Raw genomic sequence first — 23,762 nt, forward strand, 5'->3', positions numbered from 1 at the left:
CCCTCTCCGACGGGAGGGGATCGCATAGGTTATCATGCATAGCAACAAGCTTAATGAGGCCTTCCCCAACCGACTTGCCGTCCGGTCGGGTTGGCGGAGTTGGCTTGCTAGGTCACTGCCGGATATCTTCACGGGCGCAAGCCTTGAACCGTTAGGAAGGTGTAGTCTACTGGCCGGGCGAAACCGCTGGAATGCGGAAGGCCGTGTCACCATCACGTGAAGACGGGATGGATTGCCTTGCAGATGGCATGAGACCCTGGGAGGGGACGGGAAAAGCTTCCATCCCCTCCTCTCTATATCAGAGAAGACCTACAAGAACCATGTCGAATCACGCAACTCGTGATGAATAAGTACCGGTTCCAATCCCCCGGACGTTGGTATAGGTCATCCAATCCGCGGCACATCGAACAACGTATCAGTCCGAGGTTCGACATGTTGCAGTTCGTCGACATATGGCTGTAATACGTCGATCACCTGTGGCAACTCCTGTGTGACTGCTTGATAGAGACGAGCGAAGTCGAGTTCATCGTAATCGTGTACGATCCAATCGCGGGTGCCGGCAATAGCTTTCCATTCCGTTTGCGGCTCCGCATCCCGGAACTTGCGGGACAGTCCTTTGACGTGCTCGCCCACGCGTGCCACCGCCATCGCGACGGCGTTCTGTGTTTTGTCGTCATCGCTGAATTCTTCCAACGTCATGTTTCCCAGAAAGCGCTGGGCGTCCCTCATCGCGCGCATGATGGCGACGATGTGAATGGCGTCTCGCTCCGTCTGGTTTGCGTTCCGTATGTGCCGCTCGTCATTATGATCAGGCTTGGCCGTTTTGATCATGGGAATCTCCTAGGCGAAGGTTTCAGGGCCGTGTCATACGATACGGTACATAGGATGTTTGGTGATGCTGTTGACGAACAGTATCCTCTGCATTTCTTTGAGCTGGTCGCGCTGCGGTTGGGTGAGATAGTCCTTGCGTACGAGGTCGATGTCGCGTCCGAATGCCCTGCGCAGCTCGTCACGCAGTGCGATGACGTCGATCAGGGGGTTGGCGTCGGGGGAGAAGTGGTAGATGAAATCGATGTCCGAATCGGCTCGTCCCTCGCCTCGTGCCATCGAGCCAAACAGGTAGAGTTCGTCGACGCGGTTGCGCAGCGCAATCGGTTTGGCGATCGCTGCGATATGCTTGGGTGTGGTGCCGCGTGATATGTCATCAAGTGCTTGCTGGTACCGTTCCAGAAAACCTTGCGTGGGATTACCGCGTAGCGCGCGGGACAGCACGGGTGGGCTGACATGCATCGCCTGGGCGACGGAGCTTTGCGAAAACCCGCGTTCTTTGCGGACCTGATCCAGCTGTTCAATAGTTCGCATACCGCCAACATTAGCATAAAAACTAATTTAAAGGCATGTCGGCTGATTTAAGGCCGTACATCGGGTGGCTGTCGTACTAAGGCCGGGAGCAATTTCTGTTTGACTCGCTTTGGCTTCTATTTTATGGTTCTATAACTAAAACAGGTGTTATAAAGGTGAGTCTTGCTCAATATTGACGGAACGTGTGCTGCTCGCCGAACGGCGGGTGTCCCGGTTGTGGAACCAGATTCCCGACGTCATGCGTTGGGACTACATACGGCATTCCATCAGTGAGGAACTGTTCGCCGCCAATGAGATGGAAGGGGTGCGCGGCACTCGCGGGGAAACGCAGAATGCGGTGTCGGTGGCTGAGCAAGCAAGAAAACAGGGCGATGAATCCAGAGCAAGATTCACTCAGTGAGTAGTCAATATGGAGTGTTGAGGAAGCTTCTCTCCGACGAGAGGGGGCGCGTATGCTGTTCTGTATGCACTCTATGCACGATACGAGATCGTCGAAATTCTCGCAATGGAAACCGTGGCTGGCCGGGACGCGACCGCGCACGTTGCCGGCTTCGATCTCGCCGGTGGTAGTGGGGGCGGCCTGCGCGTGGAGTCATATCCGTGTGCTCGGCGTGTGCACCATGAACTATCCGGTTCCGGCGGAATGCGTGGCGAACCGGGCGCTGCTGGGCGAACTGACCGGGCGGTTCTGGCCGGTCGCCGTCCTGTGCACGGTCGTCGCATTGTGCCTGCAGATCGCCGTCAACTTCGCCAACGACTACTCCGACGGCATCCGCGGCACGGACGATGGGCGGTCGGTGCCTGAATCGGCCGTGGCGTCGGCGCAATCGGCACCGCAGCCACAAGCATCATCGCGGTCTCAAGCGTCGGCTCAGCCGATCAATTCAACCGACCTCGCGGCATCGCAATCGCAACCGTCATCCGCGCATTCGATATCCGGCGCGCGGTCCACATCGTCATCCGGCGAACGTCTTCATCCGGCTTCCGCTCCCAAACCGCAACGGCTCGTCGCATCCGGTGTCCCACCGAGGCAAGTCCTCGCCGCCGCCGGCATCGCCGCCGCGATCGCATGCGTCGCCGGGCTCGCGGCAATCCTCATCTCGCATGCCTGGTGGCTGTTCGCGGTCGGCATGCTGAGTCTCCTCGCCGGCTGGTTCTATACCGGCGGCCGTCACCCTTACGGCTACGCGGGATTCGGTGAACTCGGCGTGTTCCTGTTCTTCGGACTGGCGGCCGTGCTCGGCACCGAATACGCACTCGCCGGCACGATCGACCTCATGGGCGTGCTCGCGGCTATATGCTGTGGACTCAACGCGATGCTCCTGCTCATGGTCAACAACCTGCGCGACATCGATTCGGATGCGAGGCATGGCAAACGCACGCTGGCCGTACGACTGGGGGAGCGGGGAGCGCGCGTTGCACTGACCGTGTGCGTCGTGGTCGATTTGCTGCTGTCTCTCGCGATCGTCGCCATGCTGTGGTGGCCGTGGGGCATGATCCTGGCGATTTCCGGCATCGCCGTGCCGCTGCGGATCCTGCGCAGCGTCGAACGGCACGACTATCGGTGGGCGCTCGCCGACGCCGGCTATCAGACGCTGTTCTTCGCGGCTCTGATCGTGGTCTGCGTGCTCGCATCCGGCATCTGACCGCGCCGACCGCGCTGATGGTCACATTGATGACCGTGGCCCTGACCGCGCCGACCGCCCGTTTTTCAGACAAACGCTCGTGTCTGGGCTGACGGGGCGGTAGACTGGGCCGTATGACTTACAAACTAGTACTGCTCCGTCATGGACAGAGCGCATGGAACAAAACCAATCAGTTCACCGGCTGGGTCGACGTCCCGCTGACCGAGCAGGGTGAGGCCGAAGCCAAGCGCGGCGGCGAGCTGCTCAAGGAGAAGAACGTCCTGCCGGACATCGTCTTCACTTCGCTGCTGCGTCGTGCGATCAACACCGCCAACATCGCGCTGGACGCCGCGGATCGTCTGTGGATCCCGGTCGAGCGCAGCTGGCGTCTCAACGAGCGTCACTACGGCGCTCTGCAGGGCAAGAACAAGACCGAGATCCGCGAGGAATACGGCGACGAGAAGTTCATGCTGTGGCGTCGTTCCTACGCGACCCCGCCGCCCGAGATCGACCCGAACGACCAGTACGCGCAGAGCCACGACCCGCGCTACACCGGCGATCCGGTTCCGGAAGCCGAGTGCCTGGCCGACGTCGTCAAGCGTGTCGAGCCGTACTTCAAGTCCGACATCGAGCCGCAGCTCAAGGCCGGCAAGACCGTCCTGATCGCCGCCCACGGCAACTCGCTGCGTGCCATCGTCAAGATGCTCGACAACCTGACCGAGGAAGAGATCGCCAAGGTCAACATCCCGACTGCCATCCCGCTGCTGTACGAGCTTGACGACGACTTCAAGCCGATCAAGCCGCGTGGCGAGTACCTCGACCCGGAGGCCGCCGCTGCCGGTGCCGCCGCCGTCGCCGCCCAGGGCCAGAAGTGATCTGACCTCACGCTGTCAGGCAACCAAAGAAGCCTCCCGAAAGGGAGGCTTCTTGCGTATTCATGCCATTGTTCGTGCGACCGACAACAAAAGGGGGATTCCTGACTTGCAGGAATCCCCCTACATCGCTCACAAAGAGAACGATGGCGATCAGTCGACGGCACCGTCCTCGTCGCGGGTCGGCTCCTTGCTCGGGTCGAAGCCGGAGACGATGAACACCACGCGGCGCGCGGCGGACACGGCATGGTCGCCGAGGCGCTCCATGAAGCGGCCGAGCAGCACCACGTCGATCAGCTGCTGCTTGGTACCCTTCCAATCGTCGGACAGCGTCAGCTCGAAGGTCTTGTGGTGCAGCTCGTCGAGCTTGTCGTCGTTGCGGATGATGCGGTCGGCGATCTTCGCGTCGCGGTCGGCCAACATGGCGACAACGTTGTCGGCGGTCTCGTCGAGGAAGTCCTGCATCTGCTTGAAAACGTCCTTCGCCTCTTCCGGCAGCGGGGACTCCGGGTACGCGCGGCGGGCCGACTCGGCGATGTGACGGGCCAGATCGCCCATGCGCTCAAACGTCGCGGCCAGACGAAGCGTGGAGACGACCACGCGCAGATCGGTGGCGACCGGGGTCTGCTTGGCAAGCAGCTTGACGCACTGGTCGATCACGCTGGATTCAAGGGCATCGATCTCAATATCGCCGTCGATCACGGCCTGCGCCGCTTCGACATCGGTGTCCAGCAGCGCCTTGCCTGCGCCGTTGATGGCCTTGCGAACATCCCTGGCCATGCGGTCGAGATCGTCGGCGACGGCCTTCATCTCCTCATTAAAGATAACGCGCATTGTGGTGCCTTTCCTTTCAACACTTCTGCAACCTATACCAGTGTATTAGCCGTATCGCACGTTTCTCAACAACGTAGCGATAAAGCCACGCGACGTTTAGGCATTGTTCACGGAAACGTTCACCCTGCATTCACCTGCCCGGCATGTCGTTAGCCTTCACACTCGCGATGTGGGAAAATAGAACGTATGCCTGAAACCTTGCGAACCATCATTGTGTTTGTGCCATTCTCCATCATGGGGTTGGGATTGGTGACCCTGGCGGTGTTCTGGATCTACGATCTGATCCGCCCGCTGTTCGACAATCGGTTCGTCGGCAAGGACGCGCAGGATGAGACGGACGGCGCGCAAAGCCAGCCGGACCGCGGCACGGATCGTGCGGGTTCGCTGCCGCAGCGGATCGTCTCATGGTTTCACGCATTGTTTCACAACAGGATCGATGACGATGCCGAAACCGAGGATCTTGATCCAGATACGACCTCGCTGCTGGCGATGCTGCCCGAGGCGACGGTCGTGATCAACGATCATGACGAGGTGATCCGCGCGAATCCGGACGCGTACACGCTCGGCGTGGTCGACGACGAGTCGATCATCAGCGACGAGGTGCGTGACGCGGTGCGCGAGGTGCGTCGCGTCGGCGGCCGCAAACAGTTCGATCTGACCACGCATACGCGCGAGCAGGACGGCCCTGATGCGTCGGTGAAGGTGCGTGGCGTGGTGCGGCCGAACTGGCTGAAGGTCACCGTCGGCAAGGTCGGCGATTTCGTGGTCGTGCTCATCGATGACGTGAGCGAGGCGATCCGGTTCGCCCAGGTGCGCGACTCGTTCATCAGCAACGTGTCCGAACAACTGATCAAACCGTCGCAGGCGTTGGAACAGCTCGCCGATTCGCTCGCGAACGACGCATTGGACGCCGAGCAGGTGTCGTGGCATGCACATCAGGTGCGTTCGTCGTGCGACCGGCTCAACCGCATGGTGGCCGACCTCATGCTACTCATCAAGGCGCAGGAGCCGATCGCTCCGTCATCCGCGAACCGGCTGAACATGATGGAGCAGGTGCGTCTGGCATGCGAACGGTTGCATGCGGAGAGCGCTCGATACGACGTTTCCGTCAATATTTCCGGCGATGATTCGCTGACCGTGAACGGGGATGCGGAACAGGTCGTCGCCGCGATTTCGAAACTGGTGCAGAACGCGCTCGTGTACTCGCCGGCCGGCGGCACGGTGAACATCGCGGTATCCAAGTCGGAGAACGGTTCGCAGGCTGCGGTCGAGGTCGTCGACCAGGGTGTGGGCATCGCCAAGGACGAGCAGACGCGCATCTTCGAGCGGTTCTACCGCGGCAGCAACCAGACGCTGCGCTCGCGTGACGGCATCGGATTGGGATTGGCGATCGTCAAGCACGTCGCGCTCACTCATCACGGCAATGTGACGGTATGGAGCGTGCCCGGCAGCGGCAGCACGTTCACGTTCTCGCTGCCGCTGGCACAGTAGGCTGGTGAATCACACGCCGAGACGGCGGTAGTCCCAGCGGTCGAAATGCTCCCAGATCAGCATCATCACGCCGATCACCGTGCCGGCCGCGCATACGATCAGCCAACGCAGCACCGGCAGATCGAGGAACAGCAGAACCGCGCACACGATCAGCGCCACGCACCATATCGCCGTGCCGATCAGGAACGTCTTGCGCAGATCGACGCGCACGGGCTTGGGAGCCGGACGGCAGGCGTCCGGATTGATGATCGGTGCGAATTTCATATCGTGCACTCTACCGCGAACCCGTTACCGTGGCGGATATGGTGTCATTTCGACCGAGCGCAGCGAGTGGAGAAATCTCTTGCCGACGGTGGATATGAAAGATTTCTCGACTCGGCTTCGCCTCGCTCGAAATGACAGGCGACGAGGATATGGAGTCAGTCGGCGAGATGTTCGACAACGTAGTCAACGCACTGCGTGAGCGCGGCCACGTCGGACGGTTCGACCGAGGGGAACACGCCGATGCGCAGCTGGTTGCGGCCCAGCTTGCGGTATCCGGACGTATCCACGATGCCGTTCTCGCGCAACGCGGCCACGACCTGATTCGCGCTGACGGCATCGTCCAGATCGATGGTCACCACCGAATGCGAACGCGCGTTTGCATCGGCAACAAACGGCTGCGCGTACTGCGAACGTTCGGCCCAGTCATACAGCAGTGACGCGGACTTCGCGCACCGTGCGGCCGCCCAATCCAGTCCACCGTTGTCGTTGAGCCAACGCACCTGATTCTCCAGCATGACCAGCGTGGCCACGGCCGGCGTATTCAACGTCTGATCCTTGCGCGAATTGGTGATCGCCGAGGTCAGCGACAGGAACGGCGGCACCCAACGGCGCGCACCGTCCAGCTTCGCGCCCTGCTCCACGCTGGCGGCGCGTTCGACCGCAGCGGGGGAGAGCACCGCGATCCACAGGCCGCCATCCGAACCGAACGCCTTCTGCGGCGAGAAATAATAGGCATCCGTCTCGCTCACATCCACCGGCAGCGCGCCGGCCGCCGACGTGCCGTCCACCAGCGTGATCGCGCCCTGCTCAAGCGAGCCGGACACGCGCCGCACCGGGGCCGCCACGCCGGTCGACGTCTCGTTGTGCGCCCAGCAATACGCGTCCGCATCCTCGGTGAACTCAGGCAGACGATACGTGCCCGGCTCGCCCTCGTAGACCACGGGATCCTCCAGAAACGGCGCATTGGCCGCCGACGCGGCGAACTTCGCGCTGAACGAGCCATATGCGCCGAACGCGGCGCGCCTTGAGATCAGCGAGGCGCAGGCCATGTCCCAGAACGCGCTCGCGCCGCCGTTGCCCAGCGCGATCTCATAGCCGTCCGGTGCGTGGAAGAACGCCGACAGTCCCTCGCGGATCGAGGCGACCACCTGCTTGACCGGGGTCTGGCGGTGCGAGGTGCCGAGCAGCGTCCGCGCGTCGGCCTGCAGGGCGTCGACCTGTTCGCCGCGGATCTTGCTCGGGCCGGAACCGAACCGACCGTCCTCGGGCAACATGGACTGGGGGATGATAATCGTATTGGCCATGCCCCTCAGCCTAGCCGTCGACTCGGATTCGGGGCAGAATCGTCCGTTGTGCGAAACGCCGTCGGTCGCGGCCGGCCGTCTCGTACAACGTGTCCCGTTGCCCGCAGGAACGGGGGAGTTGACCGCGCCTTGGGGTAAGGTGCAGGGATGGAGCGGAAGCATAGGCTTTTTCGCTGATGATTGATAATTCGCACAACGGCAGACAGGCAAGGAGCGTACCGTATGAGGCATGGAGCCCACAAGGCGCACAAGGCTACGCCGCAGTATCTTCAGCTGGCGCAGTCGCTGTTTGCCTCGAGCCGCGGCTCGCATTCGCCGCGCAACGTGCGCGCGGTGCAGCTCGCCAACGGCGGTGCGATCCTCGGCCTTGATCAGGCGCTCGCCGACAAGCTCAACGAAGTCGCCCCGCAATCCCGTCGCGCCATCCGCGAGGCGGCGCGTGCGGCCGAACGTCGTTCCGCATTCGTGACGTCCGCGTCCCTGGCCGCACTGGTCGGTGCCGCCGCCAGTGCGATCGCCGTCGCCAATCCGAACGTGCTGGATCTCGCCGATGCGGATCCGGCAACCACCACCACGCAGCTCAAGCCGGTCGTCGCCAGCGAGAGCGGCTCTGATACCGCCTCGGCGTCGCGTTCGGAAAGCCGTACGCCGCTGAGCGAGCTGTCTTCCGCCTCTTCCGCGAACTCCGCCGACGGTGCGTCCCAGCAGACCGCCAACGAGGGCGATTGGGGTCTGGACAGCGGTACCGCCTCGCTGGACGTTGACAGCATGTCCAAATCCATTGCGGACAACGCCGTGGTTGCGGCGCTGATGGATCAGGATGCGGACGCGCTGCCGGAAGGTTTCAACCCGAACCATGCGACCGGCGAGAACGGCGGCAATGCCTACCCGTGGGGCCAGTGCACGTGGTACGCCTACAACCGGCGCGTGGAGCTCGGCCTGCCGGTCGGCTCGTATTTCGGCAACGGTGCGGATTGGGCCGATGCAGCGCGCACGTTCGGCTACTGGGTCGATTCGACCGCGCGTCACGTCGGCGACGTGGTCGTCTTCCAGCCCGGACAGCTGAACGCCGATTCGTATTACGGCCATGTCGCGGTCGTCGAGAAGATCCACAAGGACGGCTCGATCGAGGTGTCCGAATCCAACGTCAAGGGTCTCGGCGTGATCTCGACACGTACGATCAGCGCGACCGACGCGGCGCAGCTGCAGTTCATCCACTACTGATTCATCCACTACTGATCGCTGACATTTCTGATTCCGACAGACAAGCCGCCAGACAAATTCCAGACAGACTGTTCGTGGCTGGTTGTCCGTGGCGATCGCTTGTGCCGTATGGTCTGACCGCTCGTCTGATCGATCGTCGCGTATTTTTCGGATCTGCGGCGGAATGGTGACCGGACGATGTGTGATGTTCGCGACTTTACTGGGCGTTATCTTGGCGATTCCTGAACAAGTCGGACATTTGGATAGATCCCGTAGTAGTGTCGCTTGGTGATGAATATTAAACGTAATGTATCTGTGATTGTCGCCGTCGCGGCGTTGTCGGGCATGGCCTGTGTTGCGGTCGCCCCTGCCGCGTTCGCCGCCGATGCGGCTGGAACCGTCACCTCGTCTCGCTCGTTCCCGAAGGCTCAGGTGGTGCGTAAGGATCTGCTGGCCGAAGCGACCTCCACGTCGGTGAATGACGATGCGAACTGGGGCAGCACCGAGAACCTCGATGTGCCGCAGACCCAGTCCCAGGCTGAGAAGGACGCCGCCGCGGCCAAGGCCGCCGAGGAACAGGCCGCCAAGGAGGCAGCCGAAGCCGCCGCGCAGGCCGCTCAGGAGGCTGCTGCGGCTCAGGCGGCCGCCGCCAGCCGTTCGTCCGAGCGCGAGTCCATCTCCAACGACTCGTCCTCTCAGTCCACGTCTTCTTCCGATTCGTCCACGTCCACTGGCGAGGCCGCCGGCTCCGCCGCAAGCACGTCGGCCGTCACCTCGGCCAGCGCCGAGGCGCTTGTTTCGTATGCCACCCAGTTCGTCGGCGCGCCGTACGCCGCCGGCGGCAACACGCCCAGCGGCTGGGACTGCTCCGGCTTCGTGCAGTACGTGTTCGCCCAGTTCGGCATCAGCCTGCCGCGATCGTCCGGAGCGCAGGCCACGGTGGGCACCGCGGTCGCCAGCATCGCCGAGGCACAGCCCGGCGACATCCTCGCCAACGGCACCCACGCCGCCATCTACATCGGCAACGGTCTGGTCGTCAACGCGCTCAACCCGTACCAGGGCACGCAGATCACCGGCCTGGGCGTGTTCACCAGCGGCTACTCCATCCGACGGGTTCTCTGATCATTCCGATCGTCACGACCATCCGGCATTACGTTTAGGTCCAGACACCAACGCGAACGGCATCCGATTTCGGATGCCGTTTTGTGTTTTTTCCCACGTTTTTCCGCGTGGGGAAACACGCGATTTGTGTGTTTGACGGGTATTGTTAAGTGATGAGGGCGGTGCATAGATGCACCAAACGACGTAAGGAGGTCGTCATGATCAACGACAAGGCAATTCTCGTGGGCGTCGATGGCTCGCACGCCAGTTACAAGGCCACATGGTGGGCTGCGAACTACGCCAAGCATGCCGGACTCACGCTGCAGATCGTCTGCGCATACTCCCTGCCCAGCTACGCCGCGGTATCGTTCGATGCCACCTATACCGCGATGGGCGACGACAACGCCGCGCATTCCGACGCACAGGAGATCCTGTCCAAGGCCAAGGCCATCGCCGACGAGCAGGGCGTGGAGGCCGCCACGCTGATCGTCACCGGCGATCCGGCGTCCGTGTTCGTCGAACTGTCGCGCAACTACAACCTGATCGTCATCGGTAACCGTGGCAAGGGCGGTCTGGCCGAGCGGCTCCTCGGCACCACGTCGTCGTCGCTGCCGGCGTACGCATACTGCCCGATCGTCGTCGTGCCGTACACCGACGACGACGGCAACCTGATGCACCTGAACAACACGATCACCAAGGTCGCGGTCGGCTCCGACGAATCCAAGTGGGGCCTGAAGGCGCTCGAGATCGCGGCAGCGTTCGCGGACACGTGGGGCGCTGAGCTCGACGTGATCTCCGCGGTGCCGAAGATCCAGGGCATCGACGGCGAGGAGGGCGTGATCGAGTCCTACAAGGAGGATCTCGACGTGCGCTTGAAGCCGATCGTGGAGGCGCATCCGGGACTCAAGGTCAACAAGCAGGTCGTGCCCGGCTCCGCGGTGAACGCGCTGACCAAGGCCAGCTGGGACCACGACGTCGTGGTCGTCGGCTCGCGTGGCCGCGGTGGCTTCACCGGACTGCTGCTCGGCTCGACCAGCCAGGGACTGCTGCAACACGCCGTGACGCCGGTGTACGTGGTGCCGCGCAAGTATGTGGAGGCCGCGGAAAGCCGTCTCGACACGGTACCGAGCTCGCCGGCCGAAGTGCCGACCAAGTCGCTGGATGAGATCAGCGGCGTCGAGGAGGTTGCGGTGCCGACCGCCGAGCCGGAGGTCGCAGCCAAGATCGAGGCCAAGATCGATCCCGATCGTCAGTAGACCGTTCATCAGTAGATAGCGATTGCCCGGATGCATCGCGCTGAGGTATCTCTCTCGGCGCAACACATCCGGGCAATTGTGGTTGATCGCCGAGAATAGTTGCACTGAGGTAGCGTCAGCGCAACTATTCCCGGATTGTCAGCAGTGCCGCCGGCAAGACCGACGGTGAGATGAGATCAATCGGCGATATCAGTGGCGGATCGTCACGTTCATGCGCACGGGGGTCTCCTGCACGTAGGTGTGCTTGACCGTGCAGCCCTTGTCGATGTGGCGGGTGACGCGCTCCTTGAGCTTTTCGGCATCCTCGTCGGACAGGTTTGCATCGGTCGCGTCCACGACCACCTGTTCGTCGAAGCTGGTGTACGCGTCGCCTTCCGGATCATACTGGCCGTCGACCACGATCCTGGCGCCCTTGCCCTCGCCGAGCGTGTGCTCGATCGCGAACTCGCTTGACAGCGCGGCGCAGCCGGCCAGCGCGATCTTCATCAGATCGCCCGGCGTGAACACGCCCTTGCCCTTGCCGAACTTGATGTGCGCGCCATCGTCGCTGAACGCGTCCCACGAACCGTCCTTGTTGCGCTCGACCCACAGTCGCTTGCCCATAGTGTCCTCCTTGGAGTCCATCTGTCCGCGCGTCGCGCCGATCGCGTCGCGTCGTCATCACCTCCAATCTAGCCCACCCGCGCCGCGGTCTGCACACGATCGTCCAGCAGCGATATCCGTCCAATGCCGACGGGCATGTATGCTGGAACGCATGGCTTTGACACCTGAACAGCTCGCAGACATCCGCACCCGCATCCCGGCCCGACCGGCCACCGACATTCCCATGCCGTATGAGGACCTCGTGCGCAAGATCCTGACTGAAGGCACGCTCAAGTCCGACCGCACCGGCACCGGCACGATCTCCTTGTTCGGCCAGCAGATCCGTTTCGACCTGTCCGGTGGCGACTTCCCGCTGCTGACCACCAAAACCGTGTTCTTCAAGGGACTCGCGTACGAACTGCTGTGGTTCCTCAAGGGCTCGAGCAACGTGCGCTGGCTGCAGGAGCACAACGTGCACATCTGGGACGAATGGGCCGACGAGAACGGCGACCTCGGCCCGGTCTACGGCGTGCAGTGGCGCAGCTGGCCCGCGCCCACGCCCGAGGATCCGAATCGCACCATCGACCAGATCTCGAACGTGCTCGACCTCATCAAACATCATCCCGACTCGCGCCGCATGATCGTCACCGCATGGAACCCGGCCGAGGTCGACCAGATGGCCCTGCCGCCGTGCCACGCGCTGTTCCAGTTCTACGTGGCCGACGGTCGCCTGAGCTGCCAGCTGTACCAGCGCTCGTGCGACATGTTCCTCGGCGTGCCGTTCAACATCGCCTCGTATTCGCTGCTCACGTTGATGATGGCGCAGCAGGCCGGACTTGAGCCGGGCGAGTTCGTGTGGACGGGCGGCGACTGCCACGTCTACGACAACCACATCGACCAGGTGCTCGAACAGCTCGGCCGCGAGCCGTATCCGTACCCGCAGATCAGGATCCGCAAGGCCGACTCGCTGTTCGACTACGACTACAGCGACTTCGAGATCGTCGGCTACCAGCATCATCCGACGATCAAGGCGCCGGTGGCGGTGTGACCGGTGGCCGTGCCGGCCGTGCGGACGTCCGCCGCGTCGCGGTGTGACGTATCCGACATTCCGCGCCCGTCCCGCCGCCGCGTCGCGGTGTGACCGTACACTTGTCCCCAGTCCTAACCCCAAGGAGTGAGTGAAATGGAGCATGACAGTAGCCGCAGTGGCTATCACGAACCCGAGCCCGGAATCGCCGGGCTTGAGAGCGGGGAGGATTGGGGTGACGATTTCCCCAAGACCTTCTCGGTGAACCTGATCTGGGCCGAGGCGCACGACAAGGAAGGTCATGACGGCGCCATCGGTTTCCAAGGCGGCATGCCGTGGCATCTGGCCGAGGATATGAAGCATTTCAAGGAGCTGACCGTCTCGCATCCGGTGATCATGGGCCGCAAGACCTGGGAATCGCTGGATCCGAAGTACCGTCCGCTGCCGAACCGCGACAATATCGTCGTCTCGCATGACCCGCAGTACCGTGCGCTCGGTGCGACCGTGGCCGAAAGCCTGGACGATGCGATGGATTATGCGCGTCAGGAGGCGATTCCCGACGACGGCATGGACCGCAGCGAGATCTGGGTGATCGGCGGGGCGCAGCTGTTCCGCGAGGCGCTGCCGTTGGCCTCGAAGGCGTATGTGACGCTGCTCAAGGCCAAGGTCGACGCGGACACCTACGCGCCGGACGTGCGCGATCTGGTCGATCTTGGCCTGTGGCGCGTCGCCGACGAAAGCCATTGGATGAAGCCGGCCAAGCATGAGGACGGCATCGAGGCGTATCGTTTCGTGACCTACGAGAAGACGCGCTGACCGAAAGCCGACTGTACTCGACAGTAAGTCAGGCTGTATCTGACCGTAGTCGGTTGGTGCCGTTCGTCGCTGATCGTCACCGATCATCGTCGATCATGTACCGACCGATGCCGACCGTGATCGACGGTTCGTGACCGTATCCGATCGCGGTCTTACCCATCCCAGACCGAAATTGCGCGTCACCGCGCCGACCGAAAGCAGTATCGATGACCAGCAACCACCTGTACACCGTGATGACCGTCTGCACCGGCAACATCTGCCGGTCGCCGATGGCCGAGATCATCCTGCGCGCCGAATTCGAGTCGCGCGGACTCGCCGACCGCGTGCGCGTCATGTCCAGCGGCGTGTCCGACGAGGAGTACGGCAACCCGATCGACCGCCGCGCCGTGCGTGTGCTGCGCGCCGACGGCTATGAGATCCCCGCGCACCACTTCGCGCACCGCATCACGCGCGAGGAGATCAACGAAAGCGACCTGTTCCTGCCGATGACCGCGTCGCACATGCGCGCGCTGCTGCGCCAACTGCCGGCCGAGAAGCGCTCCGAAGTGCACATGTACCGCAGCTTCGACCCGAACCTGCCCAAGCCGGCGGCCGGACGCGAGGACGAGATCGATCTGGTTGACCCGTGGTACGGCGGCCCGCACGAGTTCCAGGTCGCGATCGACCAGATCAAGGAAGTCGCGCCGTACATCGTCGACTGGGTCGAGGCGCGGCTGGAGGCGTAGCTCGGGCCGTCGGCACTGCCTATCGTTTCGGCGGAGTATGATCCCCGGTATCTGTCGTTTCGATCGAGCGCAGCTTTTCATTCCTGTCATTTCGACCGAGCGCGGTTTTCTTATTGTCATTTCGACCGAGCGTAGCGAGCGGAGAAATCTTTCCAACGGATTCCCGCTCGCTTTGTGATATTTGCGACATCGATTCTGCACTATTGCCCGCAGCAAAGTCTTGACATTTGTAGCCGCATCCCCGTATCGTGTGAACGTGTCAAGCACGGGGGCTCGCGTGGCGAGCTGAGAGGGATGCGCCAGCATCCGACCGTCGAACGTGATCCGGGCAATACCGGCGAACGAAGTCCTTGAGCGTCGTCTGGACTGCGCGCGCCGCGTGTGCTCGCCGGTCTATCGGCCCTTCTGCCGCGTCGCCCTCGCTTGAAGACAATGACAAGAAAGCGAGAGAGATTATGTCTACTGATTCCAAGACTCCGGCCGCGCGTCCGTCGCTGCGCTGGAGCGTCGCCGACATCACCGTCGCCGCCGTCATCGCCGTTGCATCCGGCGTGATCTTCTGGGGTGCGGGCATCGTCACGCAGCCGCTCGAGGCCGTGTTCACGTTCCTGCCCGGCTCCGACGCGCTGCTGTGGGGCCTGTACTACTTCGCCGGCCCGCTGGCCGCCATCATCGTGCGCAAGCCGGGCGCCGCGCTGTTCGCCGAAGTGATCGCCGCGCTCGTCGAAGCGCTGCTCGGCAGCCACTGGGGCGGTCTCGGCACCCTCATCCCGGGCCTCGTGCAGGGTCTGGCCGCCGAAATCGTCTTCCTCATCTTCGCGTACAAGGCGTGGAACCTCGCCGTCACCGTGCTCTCCGGCGCGGCCGCCGGTTTCGCCGGCATGGCCGTCTCGTGGGTCATGTACTACCTGAGCTACGACGCATTCTTCATCGTCACCGCGTTCGTGTGCAGCACGATCTCCGGCATCATCTTCGCCGGCGTGATCGCGTGGTTCCTGTACCAGGCGCTCGCCAAGACCGGCGCGCTCGACCGCGTGGCCGGTGGCCGCGACGCCGCCGCGCTCGTGTGAGCTGTCGGTTGGCTGACGGATCGGCCGTCCGACACGGCCGATGCGATTGATTGACTGAACGGTGACCTGTGATCGATATCGCGGGTCACCGTTTTTGATATGAAGGAGATGTTCGTTGGAGAACCTGTCGCCGAACATGCGGCATGATGCCGCGCTGATGGATACGTTCGCATCGCTGCTGTCCGACGCACACTGCCACGCCGACGACGCGCGGTTCGTCGCCGTGCAGCGCAAGTACGGCGTCAGTTCGGTGATCAGCTGCGCGAACGGCGACCAATGGCGGCATACGTTGGCATGGATCGACGGTGCGCCGGATGGTGACGAGACCGGCGGCGGTGCACGGACAGGGTCGAGTATTGATTCGATCGACGATCGCGCCGTGCCGGAAGCGCCGGGCGCGGTCGATGCGCGGCCGGACATTCGCGTCAGCTTCGGCATCCATCCGTGGGACGCGAACCGGTATCGCATCGAGGATGCGCTGCCGTATCTCGAACAGGCCGCGATCATCGGCGAGATCGGACTCGACGGCGAGTGGACCGACGTGCCGCTGTCCGACCAGCTGACCGTATTCGAAGCGCAACTCGACTACGCGAGCCGGCTCCGCAAACCGGTCATCCTGCACACCAAGTCGCGCGAACGCGAAGTGCTGGAACTGATCCGGAAGTATCCGAATCGGTACATGGTGCACTGGTATGCGTGCGATCGTTGGCAGGATGAATATCTCGGCATGGGCTGCTACATGTCGATCGGACCGGATGTGACAGCCGACGAATCGGTGCGCTCGCTGGCGCGGCGGATTCCTGACGACCGGCTGCTTGTGGAAAGCGACGGGCTGGAGTCGCTGACATGGGCGTTGGGCCGCGAGTACGGCGTGGATGATTACGTTGGCGCACTGATCGACTTGCTGCGAACGTTGGCGGCGATTCGGGCCGGCGGGTCGTGCGGCGACGGTTGTGACGATCGGCGTGACGGTCGGTTCGGAAACGGGCCGACCGACGATGAGCCGCGACCTGACGGTCGGCTTGCGCATGATCGGCTGGAGACGGCGGCGATCGGTCTTGCGGCGCTGACCCGACGCAACCTGGCGGCGTTCTGCGCGCCTATTCCAAGCCGGCCGCTATAAATAATCCCATGACTATCGAAGAATCAACCGCCGATCAGACGCCGGACGCTCCGGGTGTGGCATCGGCTGCGTCGGACACGCAGGAACGCCCTGCGCTGTACGGCCGCAAGGTGCTCTCGTTCGTGCGCCGTTCCGCACGGCTCGACGACCGTTTGCAGCGTGCATGGGATACGTTTGCAGACACGTACCTGCTCGACATCAACGCGCGCGAAGGCTCTTTGGATGTGCGTGAAGGGCTGCGGGTCGACGCGGATTTCGTGCGCGGGACGTGGGGCAACGACCATCCCTTGATCGTGGAGATCGGCAGCGGTCAGGGCGAGAACGTGGTCGCCGCCGCGGCCGCTCGTCCGGACGTGAATTTCCTGGCGCTGGAGGTGTACGATCCGGGCGTGGCGCACACGCTGCTGCTGGCCGGCAAGCAAGGTCTTGCCAACCTTCGCATCGCGCAGGTGAACGCGCCCGAGCTGTTCAAGGCGTGCGACCCGGGCGTGCTGGCCGAGGTGTGGACGTTCTTCCCCGACCCGTGGCCGAAGATGAAGCACCACAAGCGGCGCATCGTGCAGCCGGAACTGGCCGGCGACGTGCGGCGCGCGCTGGCGGACGGGGGAATGTGGCGCATCGCCACCGACATCGAGGACTATGCGCTGCACGTGCACGAGGTGATGGACGGCGTGGAGGGTTTTGCGAACGTCGGCTCGCTGACCGTGAGCCTGCCGACCGGGCACGTGGGCAAGGGCAATGCCGATACTGCGGCCGACCTGCCGCACGCTGACTTCCGCGAATCGGAACGGTTCGACGGTCGCGTGCTCACCAACTTCGAGAAGAAGGGCCTGGCCGCGGGCCGTGTGATCCACGACTTCACGTACAGGGCCGTGTGAGTTCGCCGGAAGGCGGACACGCTGGCCGGAAACTGGAGCGCCGGCGGATCGTACTTGATGACGGTCGATCCGCCGGCGCCTTGGTATATAGAGAGCTGAAAAGCCCGAAATTCCAACGATCGGAGCGTGTGATGCCGTCGTGGAGCCATGGCGACACGCCGATTTGCGCAACTCCGTGGTCTCGCGTATTATCAATCGAGTTGTTCGCCCCCATCGTCTAACGGTTAGGACACCAGACTTTCAATCTGACAACGAGAGTTCGACTCTCTCTGGGGGTACTCACCGGCTCCGGGTTCCACGAGGTATCGTGGCCCGGAGCCTTTTGTTTCCAACGGTTTCAGGCCGCCAGCTTGGCCTTCAGTTGCTCGCACAGGAAACCCGGCGGTGGCCACTGCCACCAAAGATGCACCTCCGTCACTGCTCATTCCGCGCATCATCTGCTCGTACATCGACGCATCCAGCAGGGAGAGCGGGGGGACGTTGAAGAATTCCGCCACTGCGGCGATGTCCTGGATGGTCCAGGAAGTCTTGCCGGTCATCTTCGCGGACACGGCGCCCCTCTTCAGCCCCAGTGCCGCGCAAAGTGACTGCTGGGTCATCCCGCGGCCGGTCAGCTGCATGTTGACGTTCCAGATGAATACCCTCTGCAGGTAGTCGCCGAGTCCATTGGATTCGGGCAATGGTTCGATTTTTGCCATATCAAGTCCTTTCAGATTGGAGTTGTCCAATATCGATGGACATAATCCTACAACAATGATTTGCTGCTGTGCAAGTTTCTTGATATATTGTCTATTGTGAATGGACTGACGGCAAAAATAATGGATTCTCCGATGCGTCGCTATATGACGGCGGCGGGTCTGAGCTGCCGAGACCTCGCGAGGGAGATGGGTACGTCCAAATCCTCGGTCGCGGGAAAGGTCAACGGCTCGATACCGTGGCAGCAGTCCGACCTGATCTGGCTGGCCATTCACCGAAACCTGTCCCCTGGGTATGTGCTCGGCATCGACGCCTATCTCACGGATGGCGGGTGGAAACCCGAAACGAGAATCCCCGGACCGGCTGGAACCCGGCGCGGGGATTGAACGGCAACAACCATGGAGCCGCGGGCGCGCATATCCGCCAAGATCAGACGCCCGTCGTTCCGATTCCCCGAAGGAGGGTCATCGCCATGACCGATTCTACCAATACCGCCGGCATTCGCCCGGCATCCGTCTTCGAGCCTAATCGCCAGCGCGACGCCGCGCGGCGGACGACGCGGGCCGGCGGCAAAGTCGATCTGCGCATCGCGAAGGCGCATGTGCTGTCCATGCTCGCCCACCCGTCCCGGGGCTCGCGCCGCTGAGGCGCGCGTCCGCGGACCGTTTCCCCGATACCGGCCGAACCATGTGGTGGCTGGTCGTTGCCGCCGTGTGCGTGTCCGGCGGCGTTCTCTCGTATGCGTTGTGCCGCGCCGCCCGTCTGGGCGACGACATCGGCGCGAGGCTGCGCGAACGCCGCGAAGAGGACCCGGAGCATGACGGCGGGAAGGTCGAACGATGAGCAGCAGAGCCGAGAACTGGGCATGGGAGCGCGACGACGTCAAGGGCATCACCAAGTTCGTGCTGGTGTACCTGGCCCGCCGCGCCTACTACGACGATGGCGCCGCCGCGTGGCCGAGCGTGGAGACCATCGCGTTCAACTGCGGGTGCTGTGAGCGCACCGTGATCCGTTCGTTGCAGGAGTTGGAGCGCAAGGGCTACATCAGGCCCGGCGATCAGGAGATGTCGGCGCGCAACCCGCGCACGCGCAAGCCGATCGCCAAGGGACACCGCTCGCGCGTGTGGGACGTCGTCATGGACGGCGACCACGCCGCCGAGAACATCGAGGAGAAGCCCAGGAATCTGGACGCGCTGGCGGAAGGCGACGGAAAATCGAATCCAGACAAGGACAATTTGTCACCCGACGGATTGTCACCCGAACCGAAGGGCGTGGAGCCGAGGACAAATTGTCCCGGAATCTTGGACAGAAAGTCACCCAATAGACAAGTGATAAACAATTCTCCCCTCATCCCCTTCGGGGATGCTCCCCTCAACGCCGAACAAGCCCCCACGAAGACCGAACCCGTTCCGGCGACCGATTGGGGCAAGGCCCTGCCTCCAAGGGGCTGCAGGAACCCGCTATGGGTGCCCGAACCCGGCAAGCTGCCCGAGCCGGTCACGGAACGCGCCGGCCAGGAGGTGCGCGTGCTCGACGGCATCCGCCGGCGCATGCTCGCCGTGGACCAGAGGTTCGATGTTCCGGCGACCATGGCCGACCGCAAGGCCGTCCACTCGCTGCTGATCGATCGCCCGTACGGCGAGATCGTCGCGACGATGGACTGGGCGTACCGCAACCGCTACTGGCTGCCCCGGCTCACCAGCGGCGCCAGGTTCGCCGCGAACTACGTGCAGCTGCGACTGGAAATGCTCACCCATCCCGATCCGACGGGCAAGCGGGCGTCAGACGCCCCGCTGCCGGTCGTCAAGGACCCCAACCGGGCGATACCGGTCAGCTCGTCGTCCGCAAGCCGCGTGCCGATCTACGGGGCGGCGCTGCTGCGCACCTCGCTGTGTCAGGAACACATCGAAGGCGCCATCTCGCAGGAGGCGTGCCCGGTATGCGCGTACGACAAACGCAACCACGCCACCCACGACGTCGCCGGGCACCGCAAGACGAAAGCCGTTGCACCGGAGGAGGCGGTGCGGCCATGAGCGGGGACGGGCAGCGTCTTGAGGCGTGGAAGAAGGCCGGCGAATGCCGCGACTTCCCGCAACCATGGTCCGACTACCTGTGGTCGCTGGAGTTCGAGCACCGTCCCGGCGACGCGAAGGCGTTCCACTCGGTCGCCAAGGCCGTGTGCGAACGATGCCCGGTACGCGCCGAATGCCTGGCCTACGCGGCCAGCGGCGGACTTGAATGGGGCGTGTACGGCGGCAAGGTGTGCACCGACCGGCGCAGGATCGCGCGCATGGCCGAAGCCGACGGCGTCCCCTGCCGGGACCGCGGCCTGCCGTGGCCGCAACGCTGGCGGCTGCTCACGGACTGGATACGCGCCCACCGGAACGTGTTCGACGAAGCCACCGACGAGGCCAGCGCCGAACGCCAGCAACGACGCCTGCGCGCACGGGGGCAGGACGGCCGATCGCCCCGCCCCGCATGAGCCGTCAGGCAATCAAACATTCAAACAAGCAGGAATCCAAGCAATCAGACAAGCAGACAATCAGGCGGCCGACTGATCAGGTTCGCGTGATCGCCGGCAGTCGCAAAGGAGAAGAACGAATGCGCATCGCCATAGCCAACGCCAAGGGCGGGGTCGCGAAGACCACGTCCAGCATCTACATCGCCTCGGTCATCGTTTCCAGGGGCGGCAGTGCCGTCGTGTACGACGCGGACCCGCAGTCCAGCGCGAGCCTGTGGGCCGCCGCCGCTGAACAGACCGCGGACCCGCTGACGTTCGACGTGCTTCCGGCCAACCAGGCCACGCTCCGTCAGCTCGCCGCGGGAGCGGACCCGGACGAATGGGCGATCATCGACGCGCCGCCGCAGGGGCCGACCCTGGACATGGCCATCAAGGCCGCCGATTTCGTAATCGTGCCGGCGTCGGACTCGCCCATGGACCTCCAGCAGGCATGGAGCACCCTCGACATGGCCAGGATGAGCACGCCAGCCGCGCTGCTGCTGGTCAAGGCCGAACGCAACACGAAGGCGTTCCGCGACACCATGGACGCACTCAACGCCATGGACACGCCCCGGTTCGACACGATCGTGCCGAAGGCTCAGTCCTACAAGCGTTCGCTCGGCACCAACCCGCACCAGCTGGGCGAATACCGGGACCTCGTCACCGAACTCCAGCAGATCGCCGGAAAGCAGGAGTGAGACCATGCAGGGCAACTACCAGCCACTGGCACGGCCGGTGCCGTTCGACGACGTGCTGCGTCAGCAGAACAAGACCTCCAAGACCACGGGCGAACCGCTGGTCATGCTCTCATTGCGCATACCCGTGTCGCTCAAGACCCGGCTCAAGACCACGGCCGCCGCGCACGGATTGCCCATGCAGCAGCTCCTGCGCGACGCCATCGAACGCGAGCTCGACCGGCTCGACGGCGACGATGAGCCGTGACCCGTCAGACAATCAAGCAATCAAGCAATCCGACAATCCAGCAAGCAAACAAGCCAACAACCAAACGTTCAGGCAGTCAAACATGCAGACGCGATCCGGCAAGCCGGCGCGTCTGCGGAAAGGAGACACTATGGACTATTCGATGGAGGTCTCCGTGCTCGGCGACCGGATCAGCATCGGCGAGGAGGCGCACGTCATCACCCTCGGCGTGAACACGGGATTCCCCGCGGGCTCCACGGCGGGACTGGCGTACACGCTCTCGCCATTGCAGGCCCGCGTGTTCGGCGCGCAGATGCGCGCGGCCGCGGACTCCGCGGAGGGGCATCCGGGCATGCCATCCGACGAGGAGGTGAACGCGGCGGCGAAGGTGTTCTGCGGCGGCGTGTGGAACGGGTTCGATCCCGCCAGCATGATGCCGACCGAACAGTTCGACCGGTTCTGGGGCGACGGCGAGGGACACCAGCTCTACCTGGAGATCGCGCGCCACGCGCTCATCGCCGCCCGCATGTCTATCCTCGCCGGGCAAAACGAAAGCTGACAAGCAGACAAGCCCGCATGCAGGCAATCAAACAATCAAACTTGACTGCATGCAGTCAATCGGACATGCAAGCAATCAAGCAAGCCAACAATCGGGAAAGCAAACAATCCAACAATCAGGAACGGAGTAGAACCATGAACGACAACCATAACGAAGACGAAGAGATCTTCGACGGCACGAGCGAGGATTCCGCGCTCGAAGACCAGATGAGCGCGCATATCGCTGCCATCGCCGCCAGCGGCGTCGCCGCCGAAGCCGAAGCCCTGGCCAACCGACAAGCCGACATGGCGGCCAAGGAACGCCACGAAACCAGACTGGCGCTCCTTGCCGCCGTCACCGTCATCGCAGGTCTTATGGCCTATGTAATCACTCGCATCGTCAAATAAAGACGATGTTTCTGTCGCCTATCATTTCAGGGACGGGTAATTCCTTGAATCCACGTCCCTGAAAGGCGCGCGTTTCCCATTTATGCAATTAGGATGCCCCGTCAATGAGCTGAGCCATCGACTCGCCACAGCGGCGACACCCTCCATCCGTCAGGGAATCCCATGTCAGACTTTGGAATCTGAGGGTACCTGTCCATGAGGGAGATGAATTTCTCCGTCCATGCGGGTCCGTCGATCTGGGATGTCAGGTAGTTCTCCATGGTGAGGAATGCAGCGGGGCCGGAGGACTTACGGAAGATATCCCAATCGTTGCCCCACCAACCCTTTGCATGGGATCCGCTGCGATGCTTCGGCAGTTTCGGCGCTATGCGGGTGCTGGTTTCGTTCCAGAAGCGATCGTGGTGCGCGGTCATGTTCCGGGCCTGCCGGATAGTCTCAAGCCAATTGGAGAGGATTTTGGCGTCGCCGCGTACGGCGGGATTCGGGTTGGGGTTGAAGATATGCAGCCTGGTGGCCAGCTTTCTCTTGATATGGTCTGGCGCTCCTTGGTAGAAGTTCTCCTTGAGTGTTCCGTAGCTCAGGCATCCGACGATCATCCAATACGGAGGCAGCGGATCGCTGTAGGTACTCCGAAAATGCCTGAGGTACGGAAGATTTGATTTGGTGAATGTCGAACGCAACGAGGAAAGGCAAGCCAGATGGTCGTCATAGCTCAACCCCGGGAGTCCTTCCCGGGTCATGTAGCCGAATTCGCCGCCGAATACCGATAGTTCATGGGCGAGGAAGCTCTTGAGATAGATCTCGATGGTGACGATGCCGTCGAATACCAGCATCCGCAGTTCCTGATCGAACAGGTATCTATCCCAGATATCCTTGAATTGCACATCTTGACGGAAGGGCAATGAGCGCTTCGCCGACTGCTCCGATACCGGGGTGAGGAACGGATACCAGTACCCTTTCAGCCGGAAGTATCCCACTTGCTCGATTCGGCGCTCAAGCAGCTCACGACTTATTCCGGACAAACCGTTGTCAATAAGCTTGGCCGATAAATCATCCAATGATTTCGGCGGATGCTGCGGATAGGGGCGGAGCTGTGGAGTATCATTCTCGTCCATCGTTCCTCCGATAAGAAAAATGCCACCCTAGTGTGCTTCAGTGAGAGGCAAT

At 62.8% G+C, this 23,762-nt stretch carries 27 protein-coding genes, 1 tRNA gene and 2 pseudogenes; 22 read left to right on the forward strand and 8 right to left on the reverse strand.

Annotated features, from left to right (window positions below):
* Positions 1-384: 384 nt before the first annotated feature.
* The gene (locus KIH76_RS10195; RefSeq protein WP_236036975.1) at positions 385-831 is read right to left on the reverse strand and encodes a HepT-like ribonuclease domain-containing protein; all 447 of its coding nucleotides are present in this window, start codon (positions 829-831) and stop codon (positions 385-387) included.
* Between the two features lie 33 nt (positions 832-864).
* A complete protein-coding gene (locus KIH76_RS10200; RefSeq protein ID WP_214372426.1) occupies positions 865-1,362 on the reverse strand; it encodes a nucleotidyltransferase domain-containing protein in 498 nt (165 codons plus the stop codon).
* Between the two features lie 178 nt (positions 1,363-1,540).
* Here KIH76_RS10200 and KIH76_RS10205 point away from each other — a divergent pair.
* The 3 genes and pseudogenes from KIH76_RS10205 to KIH76_RS10215 all read left to right on the forward strand — a co-directional run.
* A pseudogene (locus tag KIH76_RS10205) lies at positions 1,541-1,759 on the forward strand (Fic family protein); the annotation flags it as partial.
* A 76-nt stretch (positions 1,760-1,835) separates the two neighbouring features.
* Positions 1,836-3,008 (forward strand): 1,4-dihydroxy-2-naphthoate octaprenyltransferase, encoded by a 1,173-nt coding sequence (gene menA, locus KIH76_RS10210; protein ID WP_236036977.1) that lies wholly within the window; start codon positions 1,836-1,838, stop codon positions 3,006-3,008.
* A 113-nt stretch (positions 3,009-3,121) separates the two neighbouring features.
* Positions 3,122-3,862 carry a phosphoglyceromutase gene (locus KIH76_RS10215; protein WP_219070580.1) on the forward strand — a complete coding sequence of 247 codons (741 nt, stop codon included), beginning with the start codon at positions 3,122-3,124 and terminating at the stop codon, positions 3,860-3,862.
* Positions 3,863-4,012: 150 nt separating this feature from the next.
* Here KIH76_RS10215 and phoU read toward each other — a convergent pair whose 3' ends face one another.
* Positions 4,013-4,693: a phosphate signaling complex protein PhoU gene (gene phoU, locus KIH76_RS10220; RefSeq protein WP_219070582.1), complete on the reverse strand. Its 681-nt coding sequence runs from the start codon at positions 4,691-4,693 to the stop codon at positions 4,013-4,015.
* A 186-nt stretch (positions 4,694-4,879) separates the two neighbouring features.
* On the opposite strand from phoU, the gene KIH76_RS10225 reads away from it, so the two are divergent.
* Positions 4,880-6,184, forward strand: a complete 1,305-nt coding sequence (locus KIH76_RS10225; RefSeq protein ID WP_236036978.1) for a sensor histidine kinase — start codon at positions 4,880-4,882, stop codon at positions 6,182-6,184.
* A gap of 9 nt (positions 6,185-6,193) precedes the next feature.
* Here KIH76_RS10225 and KIH76_RS10230 read toward each other — a convergent pair whose 3' ends face one another.
* Both KIH76_RS10230 and serC read right to left on the reverse strand, forming a co-directional pair.
* Positions 6,194-6,448, reverse strand: coding sequence for a DUF2530 domain-containing protein (locus KIH76_RS10230; RefSeq protein ID WP_214372424.1), 255 nt, complete (start codon positions 6,446-6,448; stop codon positions 6,194-6,196).
* A 155-nt stretch (positions 6,449-6,603) separates the two neighbouring features.
* Positions 6,604-7,752 carry a phosphoserine transaminase gene (gene serC / locus KIH76_RS10235; protein ID WP_219070585.1) on the reverse strand — a complete coding sequence of 383 codons (1,149 nt, stop codon included), beginning with the start codon at positions 7,750-7,752 and terminating at the stop codon, positions 6,604-6,606.
* 222 nt (positions 7,753-7,974) lie between these two features.
* Between serC and KIH76_RS10240 the strand changes: the two genes are divergently transcribed.
* From KIH76_RS10240 to KIH76_RS10250, 3 genes are all read left to right on the forward strand, one after another.
* Positions 7,975-8,976, forward strand: a complete 1,002-nt coding sequence (locus KIH76_RS10240; protein ID WP_214372422.1) for a CHAP domain-containing protein — start codon at positions 7,975-7,977, stop codon at positions 8,974-8,976.
* Positions 8,977-9,246: 270 nt separating this feature from the next.
* Entirely contained in the window at positions 9,247-10,077 is an 831-nt protein-coding gene (locus tag KIH76_RS10245; RefSeq protein ID WP_214372421.1) for a C40 family peptidase, read from the forward strand.
* A gap of 197 nt (positions 10,078-10,274) precedes the next feature.
* Entirely contained in the window at positions 10,275-11,312 is a 1,038-nt protein-coding gene (locus tag KIH76_RS10250) for a universal stress protein (RefSeq protein ID WP_214372420.1), read from the forward strand.
* Between the two features lie 189 nt (positions 11,313-11,501).
* On the opposite strand, the gene KIH76_RS10255 is transcribed toward KIH76_RS10250, so the two are convergent.
* Positions 11,502-11,915 carry an OsmC family protein gene (locus tag KIH76_RS10255; RefSeq protein WP_219070587.1) on the reverse strand — a complete coding sequence of 138 codons (414 nt, stop codon included), beginning with the start codon at positions 11,913-11,915 and terminating at the stop codon, positions 11,502-11,504.
* Positions 11,916-12,138: 223 nt separating this feature from the next.
* Here KIH76_RS10255 and KIH76_RS10260 point away from each other — a divergent pair, with 223 nt between their 5' ends.
* The 7 genes from KIH76_RS10260 (at position 12,139) to KIH76_RS10290 (ending at position 17,811) form a co-directional block, all read left to right on the forward strand.
* Positions 12,139-12,942 (forward strand): thymidylate synthase, encoded by an 804-nt coding sequence (locus tag KIH76_RS10260; RefSeq protein WP_214372747.1) that lies wholly within the window; start codon positions 12,139-12,141, stop codon positions 12,940-12,942.
* 135 nt (positions 12,943-13,077) lie between these two features.
* Entirely contained in the window at positions 13,078-13,737 is a 660-nt protein-coding gene (locus KIH76_RS10265) for a dihydrofolate reductase (protein WP_214372418.1), read from the forward strand.
* A 206-nt stretch (positions 13,738-13,943) separates the two neighbouring features.
* Positions 13,944-14,462, forward strand: coding sequence for a low molecular weight protein-tyrosine-phosphatase (locus KIH76_RS10270; protein ID WP_214372417.1), 519 nt, complete (start codon positions 13,944-13,946; stop codon positions 14,460-14,462).
* Positions 14,463-14,917: 455 nt separating this feature from the next.
* Complete coding sequence (locus KIH76_RS10275; RefSeq protein WP_214372416.1) at positions 14,918-15,532, forward strand: ECF transporter S component; 615 nt, start codon at positions 14,918-14,920, stop codon at positions 15,530-15,532.
* A 115-nt stretch (positions 15,533-15,647) separates the two neighbouring features.
* Positions 15,648-16,655 carry a TatD family hydrolase gene (locus KIH76_RS10280; RefSeq protein ID WP_219070589.1) on the forward strand — a complete coding sequence of 336 codons (1,008 nt, stop codon included), beginning with the start codon at positions 15,648-15,650 and terminating at the stop codon, positions 16,653-16,655.
* A gap of 8 nt (positions 16,656-16,663) precedes the next feature.
* Positions 16,664-17,533, forward strand: coding sequence for a tRNA (guanosine(46)-N7)-methyltransferase TrmB (gene trmB, locus KIH76_RS10285; protein ID WP_214372414.1), 870 nt, complete (start codon positions 16,664-16,666; stop codon positions 17,531-17,533).
* 206 nt (positions 17,534-17,739) lie between these two features.
* A tRNA-Glu gene (locus KIH76_RS10290) sits at positions 17,740-17,811 on the forward strand.
* Between the two features lie 162 nt (positions 17,812-17,973).
* Here KIH76_RS10290 and KIH76_RS11795 read toward each other — a convergent pair.
* Positions 17,974-18,231: pseudogene (locus KIH76_RS11795) on the reverse strand (helix-turn-helix domain-containing protein); the annotation flags it as partial.
* 470 nt (positions 18,232-18,701) lie between these two features.
* On the opposite strand from KIH76_RS11795, the gene KIH76_RS10300 reads away from it, so the two are divergent.
* The 8 genes from KIH76_RS10300 (at position 18,702) to KIH76_RS10330 (ending at position 22,595) form a co-directional block, all read left to right on the forward strand.
* Positions 18,702-18,875, forward strand: a complete 174-nt coding sequence (locus KIH76_RS10300; RefSeq protein WP_165775776.1) for a hypothetical protein — start codon at positions 18,702-18,704, stop codon at positions 18,873-18,875.
* A 41-nt stretch (positions 18,876-18,916) separates the two neighbouring features.
* Entirely contained in the window at positions 18,917-19,072 is a 156-nt protein-coding gene (locus KIH76_RS10305; protein ID WP_165784788.1) for a hypothetical protein, read from the forward strand.
* A complete protein-coding gene (locus tag KIH76_RS10310; RefSeq protein WP_214372413.1) occupies positions 19,069-20,262 on the forward strand; it encodes a helix-turn-helix domain-containing protein in 1,194 nt (397 codons plus the stop codon). The genes KIH76_RS10305 and KIH76_RS10310 overlap by 4 nt, the downstream gene beginning before the upstream one ends.
* Positions 20,259-20,711 carry a WhiB family transcriptional regulator gene (locus KIH76_RS10315; protein WP_214372412.1) on the forward strand — a complete coding sequence of 151 codons (453 nt, stop codon included), beginning with the start codon at positions 20,259-20,261 and terminating at the stop codon, positions 20,709-20,711. The genes KIH76_RS10310 and KIH76_RS10315 overlap by 4 nt, the downstream gene beginning before the upstream one ends.
* 119 nt (positions 20,712-20,830) lie before the next feature.
* Complete coding sequence (locus tag KIH76_RS10320) at positions 20,831-21,427, forward strand: ParA family protein (RefSeq protein ID WP_164514793.1); 597 nt, start codon at positions 20,831-20,833, stop codon at positions 21,425-21,427.
* A 4-nt stretch (positions 21,428-21,431) separates the two neighbouring features.
* A complete protein-coding gene (locus KIH76_RS11640) occupies positions 21,432-21,671 on the forward strand; it encodes a hypothetical protein (RefSeq protein ID WP_033892026.1) in 240 nt (79 codons plus the stop codon).
* 130 nt (positions 21,672-21,801) lie between these two features.
* Positions 21,802-22,209 (forward strand): transcriptional regulator, encoded by a 408-nt coding sequence (locus KIH76_RS10325; RefSeq protein WP_219070590.1) that lies wholly within the window; start codon positions 21,802-21,804, stop codon positions 22,207-22,209.
* Positions 22,210-22,226: 17 nt separating this feature from the next.
* Positions 22,227-22,595, forward strand: a complete 369-nt coding sequence (locus KIH76_RS10330; protein WP_236036979.1) for a hypothetical protein — start codon at positions 22,227-22,229, stop codon at positions 22,593-22,595.
* Positions 22,596-22,696: 101 nt separating this feature from the next.
* Here the strand turns inward: KIH76_RS10330 and KIH76_RS10335 are convergent, their stop codons facing one another.
* The gene (locus KIH76_RS10335; protein ID WP_214314315.1) at positions 22,697-23,710 is read right to left on the reverse strand and encodes an Abi family protein; all 1,014 of its coding nucleotides are present in this window, start codon (positions 23,708-23,710) and stop codon (positions 22,697-22,699) included.
* Positions 23,711-23,762 lie beyond the last annotated feature (52 nt).

The organism is Bifidobacterium simiiventris, from assembly GCF_019331715.1.
Classification (GTDB): Bacteria; Actinomycetota; Actinomycetes; order Actinomycetales; family Bifidobacteriaceae; genus Bifidobacterium; species Bifidobacterium simiiventris.